At 56.7% G+C, this 20,177-nt stretch carries 16 protein-coding genes; 10 read left to right on the forward strand and 6 right to left on the reverse strand.

Annotated features, from left to right (window positions below):
* The first annotated feature begins 7 nt into the window (after positions 1–7).
* Both VIJ98_RS01890 and VIJ98_RS01895 read left to right on the forward strand, forming a co-directional pair.
* Positions 8–898, forward strand: coding sequence for a LysR family transcriptional regulator (locus VIJ98_RS01890; RefSeq protein WP_323271994.1), 891 nt, complete (start codon positions 8–10; stop codon positions 896–898).
* Between the two features lie 112 nt (positions 899–1,010).
* The gene (locus VIJ98_RS01895) at positions 1,011–2,222 is read left to right on the forward strand and encodes an MFS transporter (protein WP_323271995.1); all 1,212 of its coding nucleotides are present in this window, start codon (positions 1,011–1,013) and stop codon (positions 2,220–2,222) included.
* 141 nt (positions 2,223–2,363) lie between these two features.
* On the opposite strand, the gene VIJ98_RS01900 is transcribed toward VIJ98_RS01895, so the two are convergent.
* Complete coding sequence (locus VIJ98_RS01900) at positions 2,364–4,754, reverse strand: glucose/quinate/shikimate family membrane-bound PQQ-dependent dehydrogenase (RefSeq protein ID WP_323271997.1); 2,391 nt, start codon at positions 4,752–4,754, stop codon at positions 2,364–2,366.
* Between the two features lie 284 nt (positions 4,755–5,038).
* A complete protein-coding gene (locus VIJ98_RS01905; RefSeq protein ID WP_154154634.1) occupies positions 5,039–5,638 on the reverse strand; it encodes a hypothetical protein in 600 nt (199 codons plus the stop codon).
* 409 nt (positions 5,639–6,047) lie between these two features.
* On the opposite strand from VIJ98_RS01905, the gene VIJ98_RS01910 reads away from it, so the two are divergent.
* Entirely contained in the window at positions 6,048–7,286 is a 1,239-nt protein-coding gene (locus VIJ98_RS01910) for an MFS transporter (protein WP_008105588.1), read from the forward strand.
* 116 nt (positions 7,287–7,402) lie between these two features.
* Here the strand turns inward: VIJ98_RS01910 and VIJ98_RS01915 are convergent, their stop codons facing one another.
* A complete protein-coding gene (locus VIJ98_RS01915) occupies positions 7,403–8,563 on the reverse strand; it encodes a Gfo/Idh/MocA family oxidoreductase (protein ID WP_323272000.1) in 1,161 nt (386 codons plus the stop codon).
* Between the two features lie 267 nt (positions 8,564–8,830).
* Between VIJ98_RS01915 and VIJ98_RS01920 the strand changes: the two genes are divergently transcribed.
* On the forward strand, positions 8,831–9,709 hold the full coding sequence (locus tag VIJ98_RS01920) for a BadF/BadG/BcrA/BcrD ATPase family protein (RefSeq protein WP_323272002.1): 879 nt from the start codon (positions 8,831–8,833) through the stop codon (positions 9,707–9,709).
* 18 nt (positions 9,710–9,727) lie between these two features.
* Complete coding sequence (locus VIJ98_RS01925) at positions 9,728–10,849, forward strand: ROK family transcriptional regulator (RefSeq protein ID WP_323272004.1); 1,122 nt, start codon at positions 9,728–9,730, stop codon at positions 10,847–10,849.
* A gap of 112 nt (positions 10,850–10,961) precedes the next feature.
* Here VIJ98_RS01925 and VIJ98_RS01930 read toward each other — a convergent pair whose 3' ends face one another.
* Positions 10,962–12,053 carry an ABC transporter ATP-binding protein gene (locus VIJ98_RS01930; protein WP_154193233.1) on the reverse strand — a complete coding sequence of 364 codons (1,092 nt, stop codon included), beginning with the start codon at positions 12,051–12,053 and terminating at the stop codon, positions 10,962–10,964.
* Positions 12,054–12,066: 13 nt separating this feature from the next.
* Positions 12,067–12,666 (reverse strand): GNAT family N-acetyltransferase, encoded by a 600-nt coding sequence (locus VIJ98_RS01935; protein WP_323272006.1) that lies wholly within the window; start codon positions 12,664–12,666, stop codon positions 12,067–12,069.
* Positions 12,667–13,194: 528 nt separating this feature from the next.
* Here VIJ98_RS01935 and VIJ98_RS01940 point away from each other — a divergent pair.
* The 4 genes from VIJ98_RS01940 to VIJ98_RS01955 all read left to right on the forward strand — a co-directional run bounded on the left by VIJ98_RS01940 (position 13,195) and on the right by VIJ98_RS01955 (position 17,812).
* Positions 13,195–14,538, forward strand: coding sequence for an extracellular solute-binding protein (locus VIJ98_RS01940; protein ID WP_323272007.1), 1,344 nt, complete (start codon positions 13,195–13,197; stop codon positions 14,536–14,538).
* A gap of 59 nt (positions 14,539–14,597) precedes the next feature.
* The gene (locus tag VIJ98_RS01945; RefSeq protein WP_061718332.1) at positions 14,598–15,470 is read left to right on the forward strand and encodes a carbohydrate ABC transporter permease; all 873 of its coding nucleotides are present in this window, start codon (positions 14,598–14,600) and stop codon (positions 15,468–15,470) included.
* Positions 15,470–16,285 (forward strand): carbohydrate ABC transporter permease, encoded by an 816-nt coding sequence (locus VIJ98_RS01950; RefSeq protein WP_312664495.1) that lies wholly within the window; start codon positions 15,470–15,472, stop codon positions 16,283–16,285. Before VIJ98_RS01945 ends, VIJ98_RS01950 begins: the two co-directional genes overlap by 1 nt.
* A gap of 198 nt (positions 16,286–16,483) precedes the next feature.
* The gene (locus tag VIJ98_RS01955; RefSeq protein ID WP_323272009.1) at positions 16,484–17,812 is read left to right on the forward strand and encodes a glycoside hydrolase family 28 protein; all 1,329 of its coding nucleotides are present in this window, start codon (positions 16,484–16,486) and stop codon (positions 17,810–17,812) included.
* A 125-nt stretch (positions 17,813–17,937) separates the two neighbouring features.
* On the opposite strand, the gene VIJ98_RS01960 is transcribed toward VIJ98_RS01955, so the two are convergent.
* Entirely contained in the window at positions 17,938–19,008 is a 1,071-nt protein-coding gene (locus VIJ98_RS01960; RefSeq protein ID WP_323272011.1) for a tartrate dehydrogenase, read from the reverse strand.
* A gap of 85 nt (positions 19,009–19,093) precedes the next feature.
* Between VIJ98_RS01960 and VIJ98_RS01965 the strand changes: the two genes are divergently transcribed.
* Positions 19,094–19,999: a LysR family transcriptional regulator gene (locus VIJ98_RS01965; RefSeq protein ID WP_323272013.1), complete on the forward strand. Its 906-nt coding sequence runs from the start codon at positions 19,094–19,096 to the stop codon at positions 19,997–19,999.
* Positions 20,000–20,177: the final 178 nt, after the last annotated feature.

Genomic DNA, 20,177 nt, shown 5'->3' on the forward strand with positions numbered 1-20,177 from the left:
AGAGAACATGGATAACAGCGACAATCTCTCCGCCATGATGCTGTTTGCACGCGTAGTGGAACGACAAAGCTTTAGCGAAGCCGCACGCACTTTAGGCGTTTCCAAATCCCACGTCAGCCGCGAAGTGGCGCGACTGGAAGTGCGACTCGGCATCAAGCTGCTGCAGCGCACCACGCGCAAAGTGGTGTTGACGGAGCTCGGCCAGGCTTACTATCCGTTCTGTGTGCGCATGCTGGAAGAGATGCATCGCGCCGACGCCTTTGTGCAGCAGGTGCATCAACTGCCCGCCGGCAACGTGCGCTTGCAGGCGCCAATCACCTACGGCTGCCAGTGCGTGGTGCCAACGCTGAATGACTTTATTCGCCGCCATATTCATATCAATGTCGATCTCGAACTCACCACCAGCGATGACCCGCAACCCAGCGCCGACGTGGCGATTGTCATCCGCGCGCGTGCGCCCGATGCAGCCAATTATCGTGAACTCGCCAGCATTGACTGGGGCTTGTACGCCACGCCGGATTATCTGGCGGCGCATGCGCCCATCGATCATCCCGACCGCCTGACGCGCCACGACTTACTGCTGTTTCACGGTCCTGCGCACACCGCCGCGCTGCCGTTCCGCCGTGATAAACAGCGGCTGGCGCTGGATGTACATAGCCGTTTCCGCGCTAACAACAGCATGGCGCTGCTCAATGCGGCGCTGGCGGGCACCGGCATCGCTTATCTGCCCGCTTATATGACGCAGGATGCCTTAGCGCGCGGCGAAATCCAGCAGGTGCTGCCGGAATGGCAAATGGATCGCCTGCACAGCTATCTGCTGCTGAAAGAGCAGCCGCAACCCTCTTCGCCGGTAACCTTGCTGTGCGATGCATTAATTAATGCGCTCAGCACAGCGTAATTGTTGTTATCTGGCAACAATGTTGCGCCGCCTGGCAATTATCATCACAACCCTGTTTTCTCTGATTGCTCGCTGTTAGCCTGCTAAAAAAGCAAAAAACAGGGATATCACCATGCAGCAACCTCCACTCGCGTTAGCGCCCGAACAGCAACACTGGAAGCGAAATTTATTTGTCTGCGTGCTGGGTTCGTTCAGCACCATCGTGGCGATGACGCTACTGTTGCCGTTTCTGCCGCTCTACGTACAGCAACTCGGCGTGCAGGAACCGGCGGCGATTGCGCGCTGGTCGGGTGCAGCCTACGGCGCCACCTTCCTCAGCGCCGCCCTGACCGCGCCGCTGTGGGGCAAACTGGCCGATCGCTATGGCCGCAAACTGATGCTGATCCGCGCCAGCCTCGGCATGGCGATTGCGATGTCGCTGATTGGCATGGCCACCGCGCCGTGGCAGTTGGTGGCGCTGCGCTTACTGGCAGGTTTGCTCGGCGGTTATGCCTCGGGATCGACCATTCTGGTGGCGGCGCAAACGCCGAAAGAGCAAACCGGCTGGGCGCTCGGCGTGTTGTCGTCCGGCATTATGGCGGGCAACGTGGTGGGGCCGCTGCTGGGCGGCGTGTTGCCGCCGCTGATTGGCATTCGTCACACCTTCTGGCTGACCGGCGCGGTGATTTTCCTCGCCTTCCTCGCCACCACCTTTTTACTGAAAGAGGTGCCGCGCTCCTCCGGTAAGAAAACCGTGCAAAGCAGTGCAGCCGATGAGGCACCGCCGAATCTGCCGGTGGTGCGCCTGATGTGGCTGTCGGGCATGCTGCTGATTTTCGCCAATATGTCGATTGAGCCGATCATCACGCTGTATATCGGTCAGTTTGTCAGTGGCGATCACGCAATAACCGTCACCGCCGGATTGGTGATGGCCGCCGCCGCGCTCGGCAGCATTATCTCCGCGCCGCGTCTGGGACGGCTGGCCGATCGCGTTGGACATGGTCGCGTGCTGGTTTACGGATTGATAGCCTGCGCGTTGCTGCTGATCCCGCAGGCGTTTATCAGCGAAGCGTGGCAATTGGTGGTGCTGCGTTTTCTGATGGGCATGGCGCTGGGGGGATTGATGCCGTGCGTTACGGCGCTGATTCGTCACAGCGTGCCGCAGTCGCAGGTGGGTAAGATGCTGGGTTATTCCACTTCGGCGCAGTATGTCGGCCAGGTTTCAGGTCCGCTGTTCGGCGGCTTTATTGGCGGCGCGTTTGGTATGCGTCCAGTGTTTCTGGCGACCTGCGTCATTATGGCGCTGTGCGCGCTGTTAAACGCCCGCGTGCTGCGTAAACGCTAACTCGTAGGGTCGCCATTCATGGCGACCTTTGCAAAAACCGCACAAACTTGCGGTGCTGTGCGCCCATCATGAAGGTCGCCATAAATGGCGACCCTACGAAAAAGCGGGCCTAAGCCCGCTTTGTTACCTCAACGCGAAAACTTACTTCGCATCTGGCAGTGCATAAGCAATCACATAATCGCCCAGCTTGGTACCAAACGAACCGTGACCACCTGCCGCGATAACAACGTACTGCTTGCCATCCACTTCATAGGTCATCGGCGTTGCCTGGCCGCCTGCTGGCAGACGTGCTTGCCACAGCATTTCACCGGTATTGGTGTCGAAGGCACGCAGATAGTTATCTGCAGTAGCACCAATGAAGAACACGTTACCTGCGGTGGTGATTGGGCCGCCCAGCATTGGCATACCCATTTTGAACGGCAATGGTACTGGCGCGCTATCGCGAACCGTACCAATGCGTTTTTTCCACACGGTTTCGTTGGTCTTCAGGTCAACCGCTGAGACATAGCCCCAGGCCGGTTGTTTACACGGCAGACCAAATGGTGACAGGAACGGATTCAGCTCCACGCCGTACGGTACGCCGTACTGTGGCTGGATACCGGTTTCAGTACCTGAACCACCTTTGTCGTCAGCCGGTGGCTCGATCGGGTTGCCCGGACCGCGCGGAACCAGCTTGGAAACAAACGGCAGCGCCATTGGGTTAGCAATCGCAATCTGACGATGTGGATCCACCGCGATACCGCCCCATTCGAACATGCCGAGGTTACCTGGGAATACCAGCGTACCTTGCTCAGACGGCGGGGTGAACGGACCTTCATAGCGAAGACGCTTGAAAATCACGCGGCACACCAGCTGGTCGTACATAGTCGCGCCCCACATGTCCTTGTCCGTCAGATTCTGTTTCGGACGGAAGGTCAGTTCGGAGTACGGCTGAGTCGGTGAAACGTGGTCACCTTTAGCGGCGCCCTGTGGAACCGGGGTTTCCGGCGCAGGGACAACCGGCTCGCCGGTACGACGATCCAGCACAAAGATGTTACCGGTTTTCGCCGGTGCATAAATTACCGGTACGGTTTTGCCATCTTTGGTGGTGATATCGGCCAGCGTCGGCTGCGACGGCAGGTCCATATCCCACAGATCGTGATGCACGGTCTGATACGACCACACCAGCTTACCGGTGGTGGCGTTCAGCGCCAGTACGCTGCTCGCATAACGCTCCTGCTCTGCTGTGCGGTTGCCGCCCCAGATATCTGGCGTTGACACACCCATTGGCAGGTAAACGATATCCAGTTTCGGATCGTACACCGCCGGTGCCCATGAGTTCGGTGAATTCATGGTGAAGGTGTGTTCATCCTGTGGAATCGCGTTTGGATCTTTCGCGCCCGGATCGAACACCCACAACAGTTTACCGGTGTTAACGTCGAAGCCACGGATGGCGCCAGACGGCTCACGGGTTGAGTAGTTATCGGTGACCGCACCTGCTACCACGATGGTGGTGTCGGTGATGACCGGCGGTGACGTCGGCTCGTACTGACCTGGGGTCAATACTGGCTGCTTGTGCTGCAGATCCAGTTCACCGTTGTTGCCAAAGGCAGCACAACGTTCACCGGTTTCCGCATCCAGCGCGAACATGCGGCCATCATTTACCGGCAGGTAAATACGGCGTGAGCACAGCGCAGGTTGGGTATTGGCCGCATCAGCTGCAGCAGGGACTTCGTGATAAGAAACGCCACGGCAGGTCACGTGCTGGAAGGTTGGATTCGGCTTCAGACCCGGATCAAATTTCCACTTCTGCTTACCGGTTTTGGCATCCAGCGCAAACAGAATCTGGTGCGGTGAGCACAGATACAGGGTGTCGCGGATTTTGATTGGCGTGACTTCATCGGTGATTTCGCCCGGATCGTTTGGCGTCTTCAAATCGCCGGTCTGGAACTGCCAGGCAACCTGCAGCTCTTTAACGTTACCGGTGTTGATCTGCTTCAGCGGCGAGAAACGGGTGCCTTGCTGGTCACGTGCATACGCAGGCCAGTCAGCATCATCGATTTTGCTCAGCGGCTGTGCCTGCGGAGCATTTGAGGCTGCCGCTGGAATTTCACCGTTCAGCTCTTGTGGATCGTGGAACACTGCCCACGCCAGCACCAGTACGCTGGCAAGCAGCGCCACTGACAACAGCGCCAGAGCGCCTTTGCCGGCATTATTCAGACCGCGATACACAAACGGCAGAACCAGCCAGATGCCGAAGATCACCAGCACATCGGTACGCGGTGCCAGCGCCCAGAAGTCAAAACCGACTTCCCACACGCCCCACACCAGCGTTGCCAACAGCAGCAATGCGTACAGCAGTAATGCTGAGCCGCTACGGCGCCACAGCAGAATAGCGGTGATCAACATGACCACACCGCCAATAACGTAATACCAGGAACCACCAATGGCGGCTAACCAAACGCCACCAACCAGCATAAACGCGCCCGTCAGCAGTGCAAACAGCACTGTGAGAAAACGGATTACGCCAAAAGATGAGGAAGCTTTCCCCATAATATTGACCTCTTTCTTTGCCATTAAAAACTAAAAAGGAAACAACGCGTTGGGTTGCTTCCCGACATAGAGTACGAAATAACGAAACGGTTCGAACGACGCTTTCCGTGCGGCGAGATGTTCCCTTTGCGTTAAATTTTATCTTAAAAACGTTAAAGGGTTTGATATTTTTAGTGCTTTGCACTCGTGGGGAGGAAGTAGTGCGACATTTTATGGGGGAATAAAGGTGTTATGTCCGGTTAGATCGGGCCATAACACCTAAGAGCAACACTTTGTGTAAACGTTTACCCTTCGAGCAGCATGCTGCTGGTACGTTGCTGTTGCCAGCCACTCAAATTAAGTTGCGCATAGTGTTCAGCAGGCAGCGTTAACTGCTGGGTACGTAATATTACCTCCGCTTCTCTTTCGCGACAGGACTCCAGCAGAAAAGGAAAGCTGAACTTGAGGTAATTATCGTTAAAAAACTCATCGGTCAGCACAATACCGCGAAAAGGAAAGGTGGATATATTCTTCCAGCAGGTGCCGGGTGGTGCTAAATCATATAGCCAAAATGAGAAACGCTCTGCGGCCTGGCGTAATGCACTATCTTGCTGAACTAAATCGGCATAATTGATCGCCAGTTGTACATTCTCATTCTGCAGGCAGGAATAATTATCCGGTGCCTGTAAAAAGCGTAGAAGGTTATTTCCCGTTAACGGGATGATTATTAATTCGGGTGCATCCGGCAACTGGTTATGCAGCGAAATTATGTTGCATCCATTAAGTGTTGTCGTGCTTTCCTGTTCGCAATGCATAAAAGGTGCTGAATAACACACGCCAGCTAGCGCACCGTCGAAACGGCGAATGCGCTCAGTAACATAAGGATTATAAGATCTGTTTTCCATTTATCTCTGTGAATAAATTAATTGGATGGAACGTCTTAATTATTATAAGAACGGGCGTCTGGTGAAATCTTAATCGCGACAATATAAACCCTTTACTTAATAAAGTTGAGCTTTTTTAATTGTCTCTGATAGAGAGATATTAAGTGAAGCGGTTGCGATAATTCACACTCATCTTATCTGTGATGATATTTTCACGTTATAACCATCAGCCGGCTAATATTAAGAGCGCTATGCTTAGCTAAATTTTGGATAAGCTTCTGTTTTTAAACAGCACGGCTAGCCATTGCCTGGCTCAACAAGATGCCGCACTCTGTGGCCTGAAAAAATAAAGCGGAAGCCATGATGTGGCTTTTCACCAGGTTGGTGCAACGACGCTAACCGATGTAATGATTTAGGATGGGATAAAACTATGGGCTCTACAGTATCCGCAGCAGAGGATTCGTTGCTGCGGCACAGGTCGTTTGTCGCCTTTTGGCTGGCGCGCACCTGTTCATCGTTTGGTTTTCAAATGTTCTCGGTCGCGGTCAGCTGGCAAATCTACGCGCTGACCCACAGCGCGATGGCGCTTGGCATGATCGGTCTGATGCAATTTCTACCTTCCGTGTTGCTGGCACTGCCCGCCGGACATCTGGCGGATCAGCTCGACCGTCGCCGCATCGTGTTGCTCGGGCAATGCATTGAGTGGCTGGCGCTGCTGGGGCTGGTTGCGCTCACGCTGATGAACTGGGCGGGCAAGATTGAGATTTGGGGATTGGTGTTCCTGATCTCCGTGGCCAAGGCGCTTGAGTGGCCAGCGATTACCTCGATGCTGCCCGCGCTGGTGCCGCCGCCGATTCTGGCCCGCGCCATGGCCGCCAGTTCGGTGGGCGGACAGGCGGCGGTGATTATCGGCCCAACGCTCGGCGGCTTCCTTTATGTTGCGGGTCCGGATGTGGTGTATGGCGTCTCGGCGCTGTTCTATCTGTTCTCCATCGTGCTGGTGAGCCGACTGCGCTATGAGCGGCCGCCACAGGCGCGCTTGCCGATGAATCTGCCGAACCTGTTTGCCGGCGTACGCTTTATCCGCGATCGCAAAGATGTGCTCGGCGTGATTTCACTCGATCTGTTCGCGGTACTGTTGGGCGGTGCGACTGCGCTGTTGCCGATCTTCGCGCAGGATATCCTGCATACCGGGCCGTGGGGATTGGGCATCCTGCGCGGTGCGCCATCGGTCGGCGCGCTGCTGGTTGGCGTGTGGCTGAGTCGTCATAAGCTGGAAAAGAACGTCGGTATGATCATGTTCGGTTCGGTGGCGGGTTTTGGCGTGGCGACGCTGGTGTTCGCGCTCTCCACCCAGCTGTGGCTGTCGGTGATCGCGCTGGCAGCGCTGGGCGGATTCGATATGGTCAGCATGGTGATTCGCGGCGCGCTGGTGCAGCTGGATACGCCGGATGACATGCGCGGCCGCGTCAATGCGGTCAACGCTATCTTCATTAATACCTCGAATCAGCTCGGCGAGTTTGAGTCAGGTTTATTGGCGGCGTGGATGGGCGCGGTACCCGCAGCGGCGATTGGCGGCATCGGCACGCTGATCGTGGTGGGCGTGTGGATGACGATTTTCCCGCATCTGCGTAAGCGTCAGAAGCTGGAAAACGAAACCGTGGTTTGATGGGTTGGTCGTCATGACTTCGTTCGTCCATTTTGACGGTCGCCATGAATGGCGACCCTACGGCGTAGGGTGCGCATTTATGCGCACCGTTTCACAACCCGCACGATCCCCCAACATCACACCTTTATTGCTTTCCCCAGGCTGGCGTCAAAGGTTTTCCAGCTCTCCGTCATATCCACCACGGTTTTCGATTTTCGCGCTTCATCGATTTTGATCGCGGTGAGGCCCGCTTCCAGCGCATCCACCACGGAAACCTTCAGCGGCGTTCCTTGCGTAATGTGTTTCACAATCTCTTCTGCCATCAGCGCATCGGCGCCGTAATGGCCGTCATAAGCGTTGCCGTCATACTCGGTATCCACTTCGCGCTCGCCGGTGCGGGCGTTGTGCACGCGGAAATAGTTACGCACGAAGTCACCTTCGGCCATGCCATCGGTGCCCATCACGCAGAAGCGGCGGAACTCATCCGGCACGTTAAGGTTGGCGTGGAAGGCGAGGGTGGCGCCACCGGCATACTCAATCAGCGCGGTTTGGTAATCGACGATATCGGCATCGCCATCAAACACCGCATCGGTGCTTGACCAGCCGCTCGGCTTAACGTGATACACCTCAGACTGCGGCGTTACCGCACCTTTAGGCGCATGCTGCGGCGTGAAGTTTTTGCGTCCGCCAAAGCTGGCAACGCGCACTGGACGCTCGCCGACCAAACCTTGATAGAGATCGATATCGTGGCAGCATTTTTCCAGAATGTACGGGCCAGCGTACTTCTCCAGACGACGCCAGTCGCGCTGGAAGAACGCACCGTGATACGGCTTGATATGTTCGGTGGCTTCAATTGAGGTAATTTCGCCGAGGCGATTTTCATCGCGCGCGGTGAGCAGGTCGCGATAGAGCGGCGAGTAGCGCAGCACCAAACCGACCAGAATGCGCTCGTGACCATATTGCTGCACCAGCTGTGCCATCGCCATAGTCTGCTCTTCGTTGATCACCACCGGTTTCTCGGTGAATACTGTGTAGCCCGCCGCTAAGCCCTGACGAATATGTTCAAGGTGCATAAAGTTCGGCGAACCCACCAGCAGCAGATCAAAGCCGCCGTGTTGCAGCAGCGCATCCACGCTGTCAAACGCGGTGCCCGCATCGATGCCAAAGCTGTGCAGATTCGGTAATCCTGCCGGAGCGGGGTCGACATAACCCACTACGGAAAACGCTGTGTCGGCTTTGTTGAACTCTTTCACCACATGGGAAAGACGAAAGCCCAGACCAATAATGCCCACTTTCATGTTGTACCCCTGAAGCCCGTTGCCTGTAAGCCGCCCGACCTGTCAGGCTGCTGATAATCTGACCGTTAACTTATTACGACAGAAAAACTAATGTCAATCCGTGTGGCGGATCTCAATTGGTGAAAAATTGTTATTTATATGATTTATATCTATTTTAATTAACTATACGGATTGCCTATTTATTTGTTATTGCGATTTAAGTTTTTTTCCCCTATCTTTCGCACATCTATAAGCGTCATACCGTTTCGGGCTGGCAGGAGGAAGCGCGTGCAATCACTAATGCTGGGTATTGATGGCGGTGGTACGCACTGTCGTGGACGCCTGACCGACAGCGCCGGACGGCTGCTGGCGGAAGCCAAAGGCGGTCCTGCTAACGTCTGGTCGCAGTTTGATACCGCCATTGTGGCCATTGAACAGGTCATCGACGATCTGTTTACGCAGGCGAATTTACCCGTTGAAGCGCGCGACCGCACGGTGATTGTCGCCGGGCTGGCGGGCGCGAATGTCGCCTCGGTACAAACCCGTCTCGCCAGCTGGCAGCCACGCTGTCAGGCGCGCTATCTATTTACCGATGTCGAAATCGCCTGTGCCGGTGCACACGCCGGTGCGCCTGGCGCGGTGTTTATTATTGGCACCGGCAGCCAGGGCGCGGCCTGGGATGGTGCGCACTTCACGCTGCTCGGCGGCTGGGGTTTTGCCCTGTCGGATGCCGGTTCGGGCGCGATTCTCGGCCAACGCGCGCTGCGGTTGGCGCTGCTGGCGCACGAAGAGATTGTGCCCGCCTCGGCGTTAACGCAACGCATCATGGCAAGCTATCAAAACAGCCCGGAACAACTGCTGATCTGGTCGAAACAGGCGACGCCTGCCGATTGGGGCCGCGTGGTGCCTGAGGTGTTCGCTGCCGCGCAGCAGGGCGATGTGCACGGCATTGCGCTGGTAACTCAATGCGCAGCGGATATCGTGCAGATGGTGCAGCCGCTGCTGGCGCGCAGCCACGGCAAACTGGCCTTAATGGGCGGATTAGCCGAACCCATTCAGGCGTGGCTGCCGGCGGATATCGCTGCGCTATTGGTGCCGCCGCAGGGCGATGCGCTGAGCGGTGCGATTCGCCTCGCCACGCAGTTCAGCCTGACACTTCCCGCTTAATTTCAGATAAAGAGGCTCATGAGCGCTCCCAACGTAACCGCGCGCATTCTGCGGCTGATTGTCGAAAATGCGCCTATTAGTCAATCCGATCTCAAAGTGCGCAGCGGCCTAAGCATGTCGACGGTATCGCAAGCCACCAATCGTCTGCTGACCGGCGGCATTGTGCAGGAATTGGGGCTGCGTCGCGTCTCGATGGGGCGACCCAAAACGCTGCTTGGCCTTAATCCGGATCACGCCAGCGTGGTGGGGATTCAGCTCAACGCCGAACGCAATCTGATGGTGTTGACCGATCTCAGCGGTAACATCATCGGTGAACAGCAGATTCCTTCTGGCGCGATGACGCCCAAGCAGCTGGGCGATGCGCTGGCGAAGTTTTTGCGCGGCGTTGAAGGCAAAAAGGTTGGGGCGATTGGTCTGGCGCTGTCGGGTTTGGTTGATGCCAGCAACGGCGTTTGCGTGCTGTCACGCGCGTTGGGCTGGGATAACGTGCCGATTGCCCGGCTGCTGGAAGAGCGTTTCTCGCTGCCGGTATTTATTGAAAATGATGCTAACGCGCTGGCAATGGCGGCGCTGGTGTTTGGTCAGCTTGGTCACGCGCAGTCGGCGGTGATTGCTACCTTCGGCAAAGGCATCGGCGCGGGGATTCTGCTCGATCGCCAGCTCTATCGCGGTCGTCACGGCAAAGCCGGTGAGATTGGTGTGTCGCTGCTGGGCGATGGTTCTGAGCGTTTGCTGGAGGATGTGGCATCGTCGCAGGCGATTTTACAGCGCGTGGCGGCCACCGCGAAAGAAGAGGCGCCGCTCACGCTGCGCGATCTCGATGTGCGTCCAACGTCGGAGGTGCTGAGCGCGCTGGCCGAGGCCGGGCAGCATTTAGGGATGTCGCTGGCGAATCTGTCGGTGGCTTACGATCCGGACGTGGTGTATCTGGCGATGGAGCCGCAAATGGCTTCGCGCATTTTGCTTGATCATATTACGCAGAGTTTCCAGACCTACCGTTTGAAGCTGACGCCGCACATGACGCCGCTGCAGTTCCTCACCGAATCCAACCGCATGTGGGCGCAGGGCGCTGCCGGGTTTGCGGTGAATAAGTTGCTGGATTTGTTGGCTGCGCAGGCAGATGAGGATATCGCGTCGTGATTTTGTGCGCGCGTTGGGACGGTCGCCATAAATGGCGACCCTACAATTATTCTGCGGGATTTTCGTAGGGTCGCCATTTATGGCGACCGTCATCACCAACGCACCGCACCCCTCAACGTAATCGCAAACCCTGCTCATCAAACAGCAAACAATGCTCGGCGCGCAGCTGGTAACTCATCCTCTCGCCAATCGCGTGTTCCGCCACGTTACGCTCCTCAATCACCAGCAGCTTCTCTTCGCCGATATCGAGATAGAGATAATTGGTGTGTCCCAGCATCTCGCTAAACGACAATTCGCCGCTGAAACTCACGGCATCATCGTTGCTGCCTACCGGCTGGAAATGCTCCGGGCGCACGCCCAGCGTGATTTTCTGCCCTTCGCGGCACGGCGCGGCGATCGGCAGCGTAAGCTGATTGATGCCCAGCGCGGGCACACGTAACTGCACCGCGCCCGGCGCGATCGCCGCCACTTCGGCATTGAGGAAATTCATCTTCGGCGAGCCAATAAATCCGGCGACAAACAGGTTGTCGGGATCGCGATACAGCGCCATGGGTGCGCCAACCTGCTCAATGCGGCCCTGACGCAGCACCACAATGCGATCCGCCAGCGTCATCGCCTCCAGCTGATCGTGCGTCACGTAGATCATGGTGTTGCCCAGCGAGGCATGCAGGCGAGCAATCTCAATGCGCATCTGCAAACGCAGCTCGGCATCGAGGTTCGACAGCGGCTCATCAAACAGGAAAATGCGCGGATGGCGGATAATCGCGCGGCCAATCGCCACGCGCTGCCGCTGCCCGCCTGATAGCGCACGTGGTAAACGATCAAGGAATTCAGTGAGATGCAGACGAGCCGCCGTCTTTTGTATCGCCTGTTCAATTTCCGCTTTCGGGCGCTTCATCACCTCCAGCGGATAGGCCAGATTGCCGCGCACCGTCATGTTCGGGTAGAGCGCATAGGACTGAAACACCATGGCGATGCCGCGCTCGGTGGCGTGCTGATCGGTCATGTCGGCACCTTCAATCAGCAACTTACCGTCGGTGATCTCCTCCAGCCCGGCAATCATGCGCAGCAGCGTGGATTTCCCGCAGCCGGAAGGACCGACAAACACCACGAATTCGCCGCTGTTAATGGTGAGATCGATGCCGTGAATCACGTTCACATTCTCGTAGGACTTCTTAACGTTTTGCAGATGCAGGCTAGTCATGCGATGCCTCGAATCAGAGAAGTTGGCCCATATAAATGGCGTTGCTGCGCATAATCGGCGTGAAGTCGAGGCGCTGATAGAAACCGCACACCTGCTCGTTTTGCAGGCTGACGCCGAGGTAAACGCCCGGCACGCCTGCAGCACGCAGATCGTGCAGCAGTTGTTCAATCAGCTTGCGCCCCCAGCCGCCTTGCTGTGCGGCAGGCAGCAGATTGATGTGCAGATGCGCAGGCCACTGCGTCACCAACTGATCCGCAGCCGCATCGGGCTGATGAATCGCTTCCAGCACTTTGCTGTCGAGCGCAGCCTGCGGCGCGTAATCACGATACTGCTGCTGCAGCTGTGGCCACCAATCGCTATTCAGCTTTGCTTCGAAGGCGCGCGTATCGGGCGCGGCAACCGCGTAGCCGACTACCTCGCCGTGCTGTTCCAGCACATAAGCAAATTCGGGCGCAAAGCGCGCGTAGGGAATGACAAAGCGCAGGCCGGGCAGCGCGGGATCGGAGTAGAGCGCGCTGGCATCGGTGCCGGCATTGGCGGTCTCTAAGCAGATGCGCGACAAGGCGGGGAAATCAGCCTCGCTGGCGCGACGAATAACACCTTCAGCCGTCATGGTGGAGCCTCTGTGGTCAGGAGATGAACAGATTTTACGGTAAAGAAAGCCGACTTAGTTTTCAAGGTGTAATAATTGCGCTGGCGCACAAAGCTGATGCGAACTATAACCACAAAGCATGACGGAACGCCTGACAAACTCACGCACCACGCCTGTTCACACGCCAGATCACGACACATTGCCATTGGCTCTCGCAGCGTAATGATAATAACTATAGGATTTTCATATGCTCTATCAGTGAGTTAAAGCGCTTCGTTTGCCTGAGTGATTTATACTGATGCTCAGGCTTTAATCTTCAACGCCGTCTGGTTTGCGCACTGAATCGCAGCATCCTCTGCTGTTCCAGTGGCTTTTCTTCTTACTCTTTGCACTGTATCACAGAGCAAAAATTCCGCAGTGGCGATGTTTGACTTTCTTTTGTGCATAAAGTAAGTATGAATTATGTGCGTTGTCGCTGCTGAATCAACCTGCCGGGAATCGCAGGTGTCGAGATGAAGGGATGCCAGTCATCTGTTGGAGAAACCGAGCATGATGTGTGATTCAACCAATCGTCCTTCCCGTTTGCAAAGCTCACTGCGCACCGTGTCGCGTCTGGTCTCCGCCGGGATTTTGCTCGGTGCGACCATGGCAGCCGCGCAGGCCGTCACCCTGAATGAGTGGGATATTTACAACTATCCGCAGCAGACCGAAGCGGTGGATGAAGCGGTAAAAGCGTTCCAGCAAAAGAATCCGGGCATTGTGATTCAGCGTTCGGTGCACTCCTTTGAAGACACACGCATTCCGCTCAAGCTGGCGTTGACCGCCGGTGACGGGCCGCAGATTGTGCAGGTGAATCAGGGCGGCGGCGATATGGGCTCGCTGGTGAAAGACAAGCTGCTGTGGCCGCTGGATGATTACGCCAAAACCTACGGCTGGACCACGCGCTTCCCGGATTCGATCCTGAAACGTAACCGCTGGTCAGATAAACAAGATTTCGGCAGCGGCAAACTCTACGGCGTGGCAAGCCTCGGCGAGATGGTGGGTTTGTACTACAACAAAGCGCTGCTGGATAAAGCCGGTGTTGCGGTGCCTAAAACCTTGCCGGAACTTGAGCAGGCGATGGAGAAACTCAAAGCCGCCGGCACGCCGCCGATGATGCTAGGTCTGCTCGACGGCAACATGGGCCAGCAGCTGCTCAGCACCTTGTGGGAAGCGCAGATTGAGAGCAGCGACCGGAAAAAACTCGACGATCTGATTTACGACGTGGGCGGCACCTTTAAAGACGACAAGCTGGTGAAAGCCGCCAATCTGATGAAAGGCTGGAACGACAAAGGTTATCTGTTCCCCGGCTTCCAGGGCATTGGGCACGATGATGCTGCGACCCTGTTCCAGAATGGTCAGGCGGCGTTCCTGGTCAGTGGAACCTGGTATCTCGGCCAGTTTAAAGACAACAAAGATCTGCACTTCGCCGCGATGCCAGCGGGCGAGGGCGTGCAGCATCCGCTGATGGTGGGCGGCACCGATCTGGCGTTCTCGATCACCAGCACCGCTAAAGACAAAGCGCAGCAGGACGCAGCGGCGAAATTCATCGATTACATCGTCTCGGATGAGATGGCGAACCGCTGGTTAAAAGTGGGCTTCCTGCCGGCTGGCACCAGCAAAAATGCGCAGATTCCAGCGGACAACCCGCTGCTGGCGGAAGCGTATCAGGTTTGGGTCACGCTGAATGACAACGATGGTCTCGGCCATTATCTCGACTGGGCCACACCAACCATGAACGCTGAACTGAATCAGAATGTGCAGCTGCTGTTGGCGGGACGTCAGACCGCCGATCAGATGGTGATCAACTTCGATAACAACTATCAACGTTACCTGAAAACCCTCAAGCACTGATGACGTGCGGCCCGGTGTAAGTGACCGGGCCGCGAACAGGCCCGCAAGCGAGTACGGTTATGCTGAATAAATCTGCCTGGCGCAATGCGCTCTATCTTCTGCCCGCGGTGCTGGTGTATGCGGTGTTTCTGCTGCTGCCGCTGCTGGCCTCGTTAGGGATCAGCTTTACTGAATGGGACGGCACTTCGTGGCCGATTTTCATCGGCATGGGCAACTATCTGCGCATGTTCCAGGATCCAGTGTTCTGGGTGGCGCTCGGCAATAACGCCTTGCTGATGCTGTTTTACACGCTGTTTCCGATTGGTGTTGGGCTGCTGTTGTGCAGCTTCCTGTATGAGACGCGCAATAACAAAGAGCGCAGCGTGCTGCGTATCCTCTTCTTCCTGCCGTACATCATGCCGATGGCGGTGCTCGGTGTGGTGTGGCGCTGGCTGTATAACCCGGCGTTTGGTCCGATCGATCAGTTCTTGCGTGCCGTCGGTTTGCCGCAGCTGGCGAAGTCGTGGCTGGGCGATTTTACCTGGGCGCTGCCCGCCGTGGGCTTTGTTGCCACCTGGTACTTCTTCGGTTTCTGCTTAGTGCTGTTTATGGCGGGCTTGCAGCGCATGGATCCCTCACTGCTGGAAGCGGCCGATCTCGATGGCTCATCACGCCGCCAGAAATTTATGCGCATCACGCTGCCGTCGCTGCGTCCCGAACTGCGCATCGCGCTGCTGCTGACGGTGATCGCCAGCCTCAAAGCTTTCGATCTGGTCTACGTGATGACGCAGGGCGGACCGGGCACGTCAACCATGGTGACCAACATCTTTATGTATAAGCAGGGCTTTGATCTGCACTACTTCGGCTACGCCTCCGCCGTGGCGGTATTCAGTATGCTGATTGTGTTGATGATCAACGGCTTAATTCATCTTTGTTTACGGGAGCGTCACTGATGCGCGGCACGCCAACTGTCTCACGCGCGCTGATCTGGATTGTCGCGCTGATGACCATTCTGCCGTTTTTAATGGCGCTGATGACCTCGTTCAAAACCCAGATGGAGCTGTTTCAGGGCGTGTTCACCTTGCCATCATCAATCAATTTTAAAAACTATGTCACCGCGTGGCAGCAGGGACATTTCAACGTCTACTTCATGAACTCGGTGCTGGTGGTGATTCCGGTGGTGATCTGCAGCATCCTGCTCGGCATTCTGGCGGGATTCGGTTTTGCCTGGCTGAAGATCCCCGGCAAAACGGTGGTTGCCGCGCTGCTGGGCCTTGGCATGGTGCTGCCGAGTGAAGCCTTTATTATTCCGCTCTATCACGAGCTGCGCTGGATGGGGCTCACCAACACCTATCTGGCGCTGATTCTGCCGCAAATCGCCTTGTCGCTGCCGTTTACCACGCTGATGATCGCCACCGCGTTGCAGCAGGTGCCGCGCGAGCTGGTGGAAGCGGCGGTGATGGATGGCGCATCGCGCCGTAAAATTCTCTGGGGTTTGCTGGTGCCAGCAATCTGGCCGACGCTGTCCACGCTGGCGCTGCTGCTGTTTATCTGGACGTGGAACGAGTTCCTTATCCCGCTGATTCTGGTGAACAAAGACGAGCTGCGCACCTTGCCGATCGGCATGATGTTTTTCCAGAACAAAAATACCATCGATATTCCGGTGCTGATGGCGGGCGCGATGATTGTCATTCTGCCGCTGGTGGCGGTGTTCCTGGTGTTCCAACGCAAATTTATCAGCGGCGTCACCGAAGGCGCCGTCAAGTAGGGTCGCACACCACAATCATCACGGTCGCCATGAATGGCGACCCTACAACATCCACACACCACCGTCGTAGGGTCGCCATTTATGGCGACCTTCGTGATGAACGCACGATACATAACGGCACTTATTGTCCACCAGCAAAAGGTTTTGGTCATGCGGCGCGTGCTGCAATAGCGCATCGCCGCTATTCAGGAGAACCGCATGCACGTTTCACTGGCTGATTTCTATCCCATCGCCGATGGCGAAACGCTGGATACTCACTGCTTCCAGCGCGCTTTAAATCATCTGGCATCGCGCGGCGGCGGCACTTTGTCGGTGCCGCCCGGTCGCTATCATCTCGGCACGCTGACGCTGGGTTCCAACATCAATCTGCATCTCGAAGCGGGCGCCACGCTGCTCGCCAGTTCCCGCGTTGAGGATTATCAGCAGCAGCTGGCGCAGAGCCAGGCTGAACTGTCACAGCATGTGCTGCTCTACGCCGCCGGACAGCGCAATATCCGCATCAGTGGTAAAGGAGTGATCGACGGTAACGGCGATGCCTGGTTTGCCGCAGAAAAGGACGATCAGGGATATCGCCTGCCGCGTCCGCAGCGCCCGCGCATCGTGGTGTTTGAGGATTGCGAGCAGGTGACGCTGGAAGATTTCACCATTATCCAGGCGCCGATGTGGACGGTACATCTGGTGAGTTGCCGCCATGTGCACGTCGATCATCTCACCATCGATAACAGCATGAGCATGCCGAACACCGATGCGCTGGATATCGACAGCTGTGAAGCGGTGTTTGTCAGCAATAGCTACCTGAGCGCGGCCGATGACGCCATCTGCATCAAAACTACACACAAACCCGCGCATCTGCGGCGTGCCGCGCGACAAATCATGATCAGTAACTGCCTGCTGCGTTCTTACAGCTGCGCGTTCAAAATCGGCACCGAAACCTTCGACGACGTGGAAGACGTCACCGTCTCCGGCTGCACCATCTTTGATTCCAACCGCGCGATTGGCTTGCTATCGCGCGATGGCGGCCAGTTCCGCCGTTTGCTGTTCAGCAATATCACGCTGGCCTGCCGCCATGCGCCGCCGTGTCATTGGGGTAAAGCCGATGCGCTGTTTGTTTCGGTGCGGGCGCGCGATCCGGCGATAGCACCGGGCAGCATCGAGCAACTGCAATTCAGCAACGTCAGCGGGGTGATGGAAGGAGCAATTAACCTGCATGCGGAACAGCCGGGGCAGATTCGTGATGTGATGCTGGCGAATGTGCAGCTGCGGCAAGTGGTGGCGACAGGCGCGGATCAAGGGCATTACGATGTGCGCCCGCCGTGTAACCCTGAATCGCCGACCGGCATGGGTCTCGATAATGCGTATAAACTGGATAGCGCATCGGGCTTAGCGTACGGCGTTGCCGCCTATCCGGATGGCTTGCCGGGCGTGTTTGCACGCGGCGTGGAGAACCTGCAGTTGCATAACGTGGTGATTGCGCGCCCGCAACCGTTGCCGCACGGCTGGCATGCGGAAACGGTGCAGATTTCGTAGGGTGCGCATTTATGCGCACCGATAATAGAGGTCACCATAAATGGCGACCCTACAACGGCATGGTGCGAATTTTTGACATCGTAAAACAGGTTTTCGTAGGGTGCGCATTTATGCGCACCTGGATGTTACAGCGCCTGCGCGATAGCCGCGCCCAGCTCCTCGGTTGACGCGCTGCCGCCGAGGTCACGCGTCAGGCTGTTGCCCGCTGCCAGCGTGCGCTCAATGGCATCCAGCACCGCCGCGCCCGCTTCAGCGTAACCAAGATGCTCCAGCATCATCGCGCCACACCAAATCTGGCCAATCGGGTTGGCCAAGCCTTTACCGGCGATATCTGGCGCCGATCCATGCACCGGCTCAAACAGGCTAGGGAATTTACCTTCCGGATTGATGTTGGCCGAAGGCGCAATGCCGATGGTGCCGGTACAAGCCGGGCCGAGATCCGACAGGATGTCGCCAAACAGGTTGCTGGCGACCACCACATCGAACCAATCCGGATGCAGCACGAAGTTGGCGGTAAGAATATCGATATGATATTTATCGACTTTCACATCAGGATAGCTCGGTGCCATCGCTTCCACGCGGCTGTCCCAATACGGCATGGTAATGGCGATGCCGTTGGATTTAGTCGCCGACGTGAGGTGTTTTTTCGGGCGCTTCTGCGCCAGTTCGTAGGCAAATTTCAGGATGCGATCGACGCCAACGCGCGTCATCACCGTTTCCTGAATCACCACTTCACGATCGGTGCCGGGGAACATGGTGCCGCCCACCGACGAGTATTCGCCCTCGGTATTTTCACGCACCACGTAGAAATCGATATCGCCCGGCTGACGATTGGCCAGCGGCGCTTTGACGCCCGGCATCAGACGCACCGGACGCAGATTGACGTACTGATCAAACTCGCGACGGAATTGCAGCAGCGATCCCCACAGCGACACGTGGTCCGGCACCACATCCGGCCAGCCCACCGCGCCAAAGTAGATGGCATCGAACTGGCTGAGCGTGGCGAACCAGTCATCGGGCAGCATTTTGCCGTGCTGCTGCCAATATTCGGCGCTGGCGAAATCAAACCATTGCCACTCCAGCGCAATATCAAATTTCTTTGCCGCTGCATCCATCACGCGGATGCCTTCAGGCATCACTTCTTTGCCAATGCCATCGCCAGGGATGACGGCGATTTTATAGGTTTTGCCGCTCATAGGGTTTCTCGCAGGTTGCTGTTGATGTTCTGTACGCAGTATAACCATGCATCTGTGGGAAATAATTAGCCTGAGCGATAAGCCAATGTTGAATAAAAGTAGAGAATCGCGCACTTCAACTGACGATCTGGCGTTCTTCGTGCGCGTGGCGGCGCTAGACAGCTTAACCGCTGCCGCACGCGAACTTGGCTTATCGCTTCCGGCGGTGAGCAAGCGCCTGAGCCAGCTGGAGCAGCGGCTGGGCGTGCAACTGCTTAAGCGCACCACGCGGCGGCTGGAGCTGACGGCGGAGGGCAAACGCTATCTGGAAGGTGCGCGTCCGCTACTGGATCAGCTGGCGGAGCTGGAGGAATCGGTGAGCAGCCAAACCTCGGTGCTGCGCGGCTCGCTCAACATCAACGCCTCTTTCGGCTTTGGGCGGCGTCACGTCGCACCTTGCGTGTCGCGTTTTGCCGCGCTGCACCCCGAATTGGCGATGAGTTTGCAGCTCAGCAGCCAGCCGCTCAATTTTCTCGATGCGCGCGTGGACATCGACATCCGCGTCGGTGAGCCGCCCGATGCGCGACTGATTGCGCGTAAGCTGCGCACTAATCCGCGCGTGCTGTGCTGCTCACCTGCGTACGCCGCGCGCCACGGCATGCCGGCAAGCATCGCCGGGCTGGCGCAGCACAACTGCATTTTACTGCGCCAGTTCGACAGTGATTTCGCGCTGTGGCGTTTGGGCGATGGCACACAGCAACTGACGCAAAAGGTGCGCGGCAGCTTAATCACCAACGATGGCGAAGTGGCAATGCAAATGGCGTTAGATGGGCATGGCATTCTGCTGCGTTCGTGGTGGGATGCGCAGCACAGCATTAAACGCGGTGAACTGCTGCATGTGCTGCCAGAGTGGAGCGCCACTGATGGCGACATTTTTGCCGTCTGGCAGCCGCAGCGTCAGCTGCCGGTACGCATCAGCGCGTTTGTTGATTTCCTGCAGACGGAGCTGTAATTAATAAGTCTATTTTGATTATTTACAATCATCATTGATGATTTGTGAGCAGTATCAAACAAATTCAGCCCTGTTTATCCTATAAATTGCCTCCATTATGCGTAAATTCATTCTTGTTTGAGCGAAATGAATCATAAGCGTAAGTGGGGTGGCGAAGTGCATAGACACGCGTTAATAA

Origin of the sequence: Pantoea sp. S18 (assembly GCF_045689705.1) — a bacterium.
Classification (GTDB): domain Bacteria; phylum Pseudomonadota; class Gammaproteobacteria; order Enterobacterales; family Enterobacteriaceae; genus Pantoea; species Pantoea symbiotica.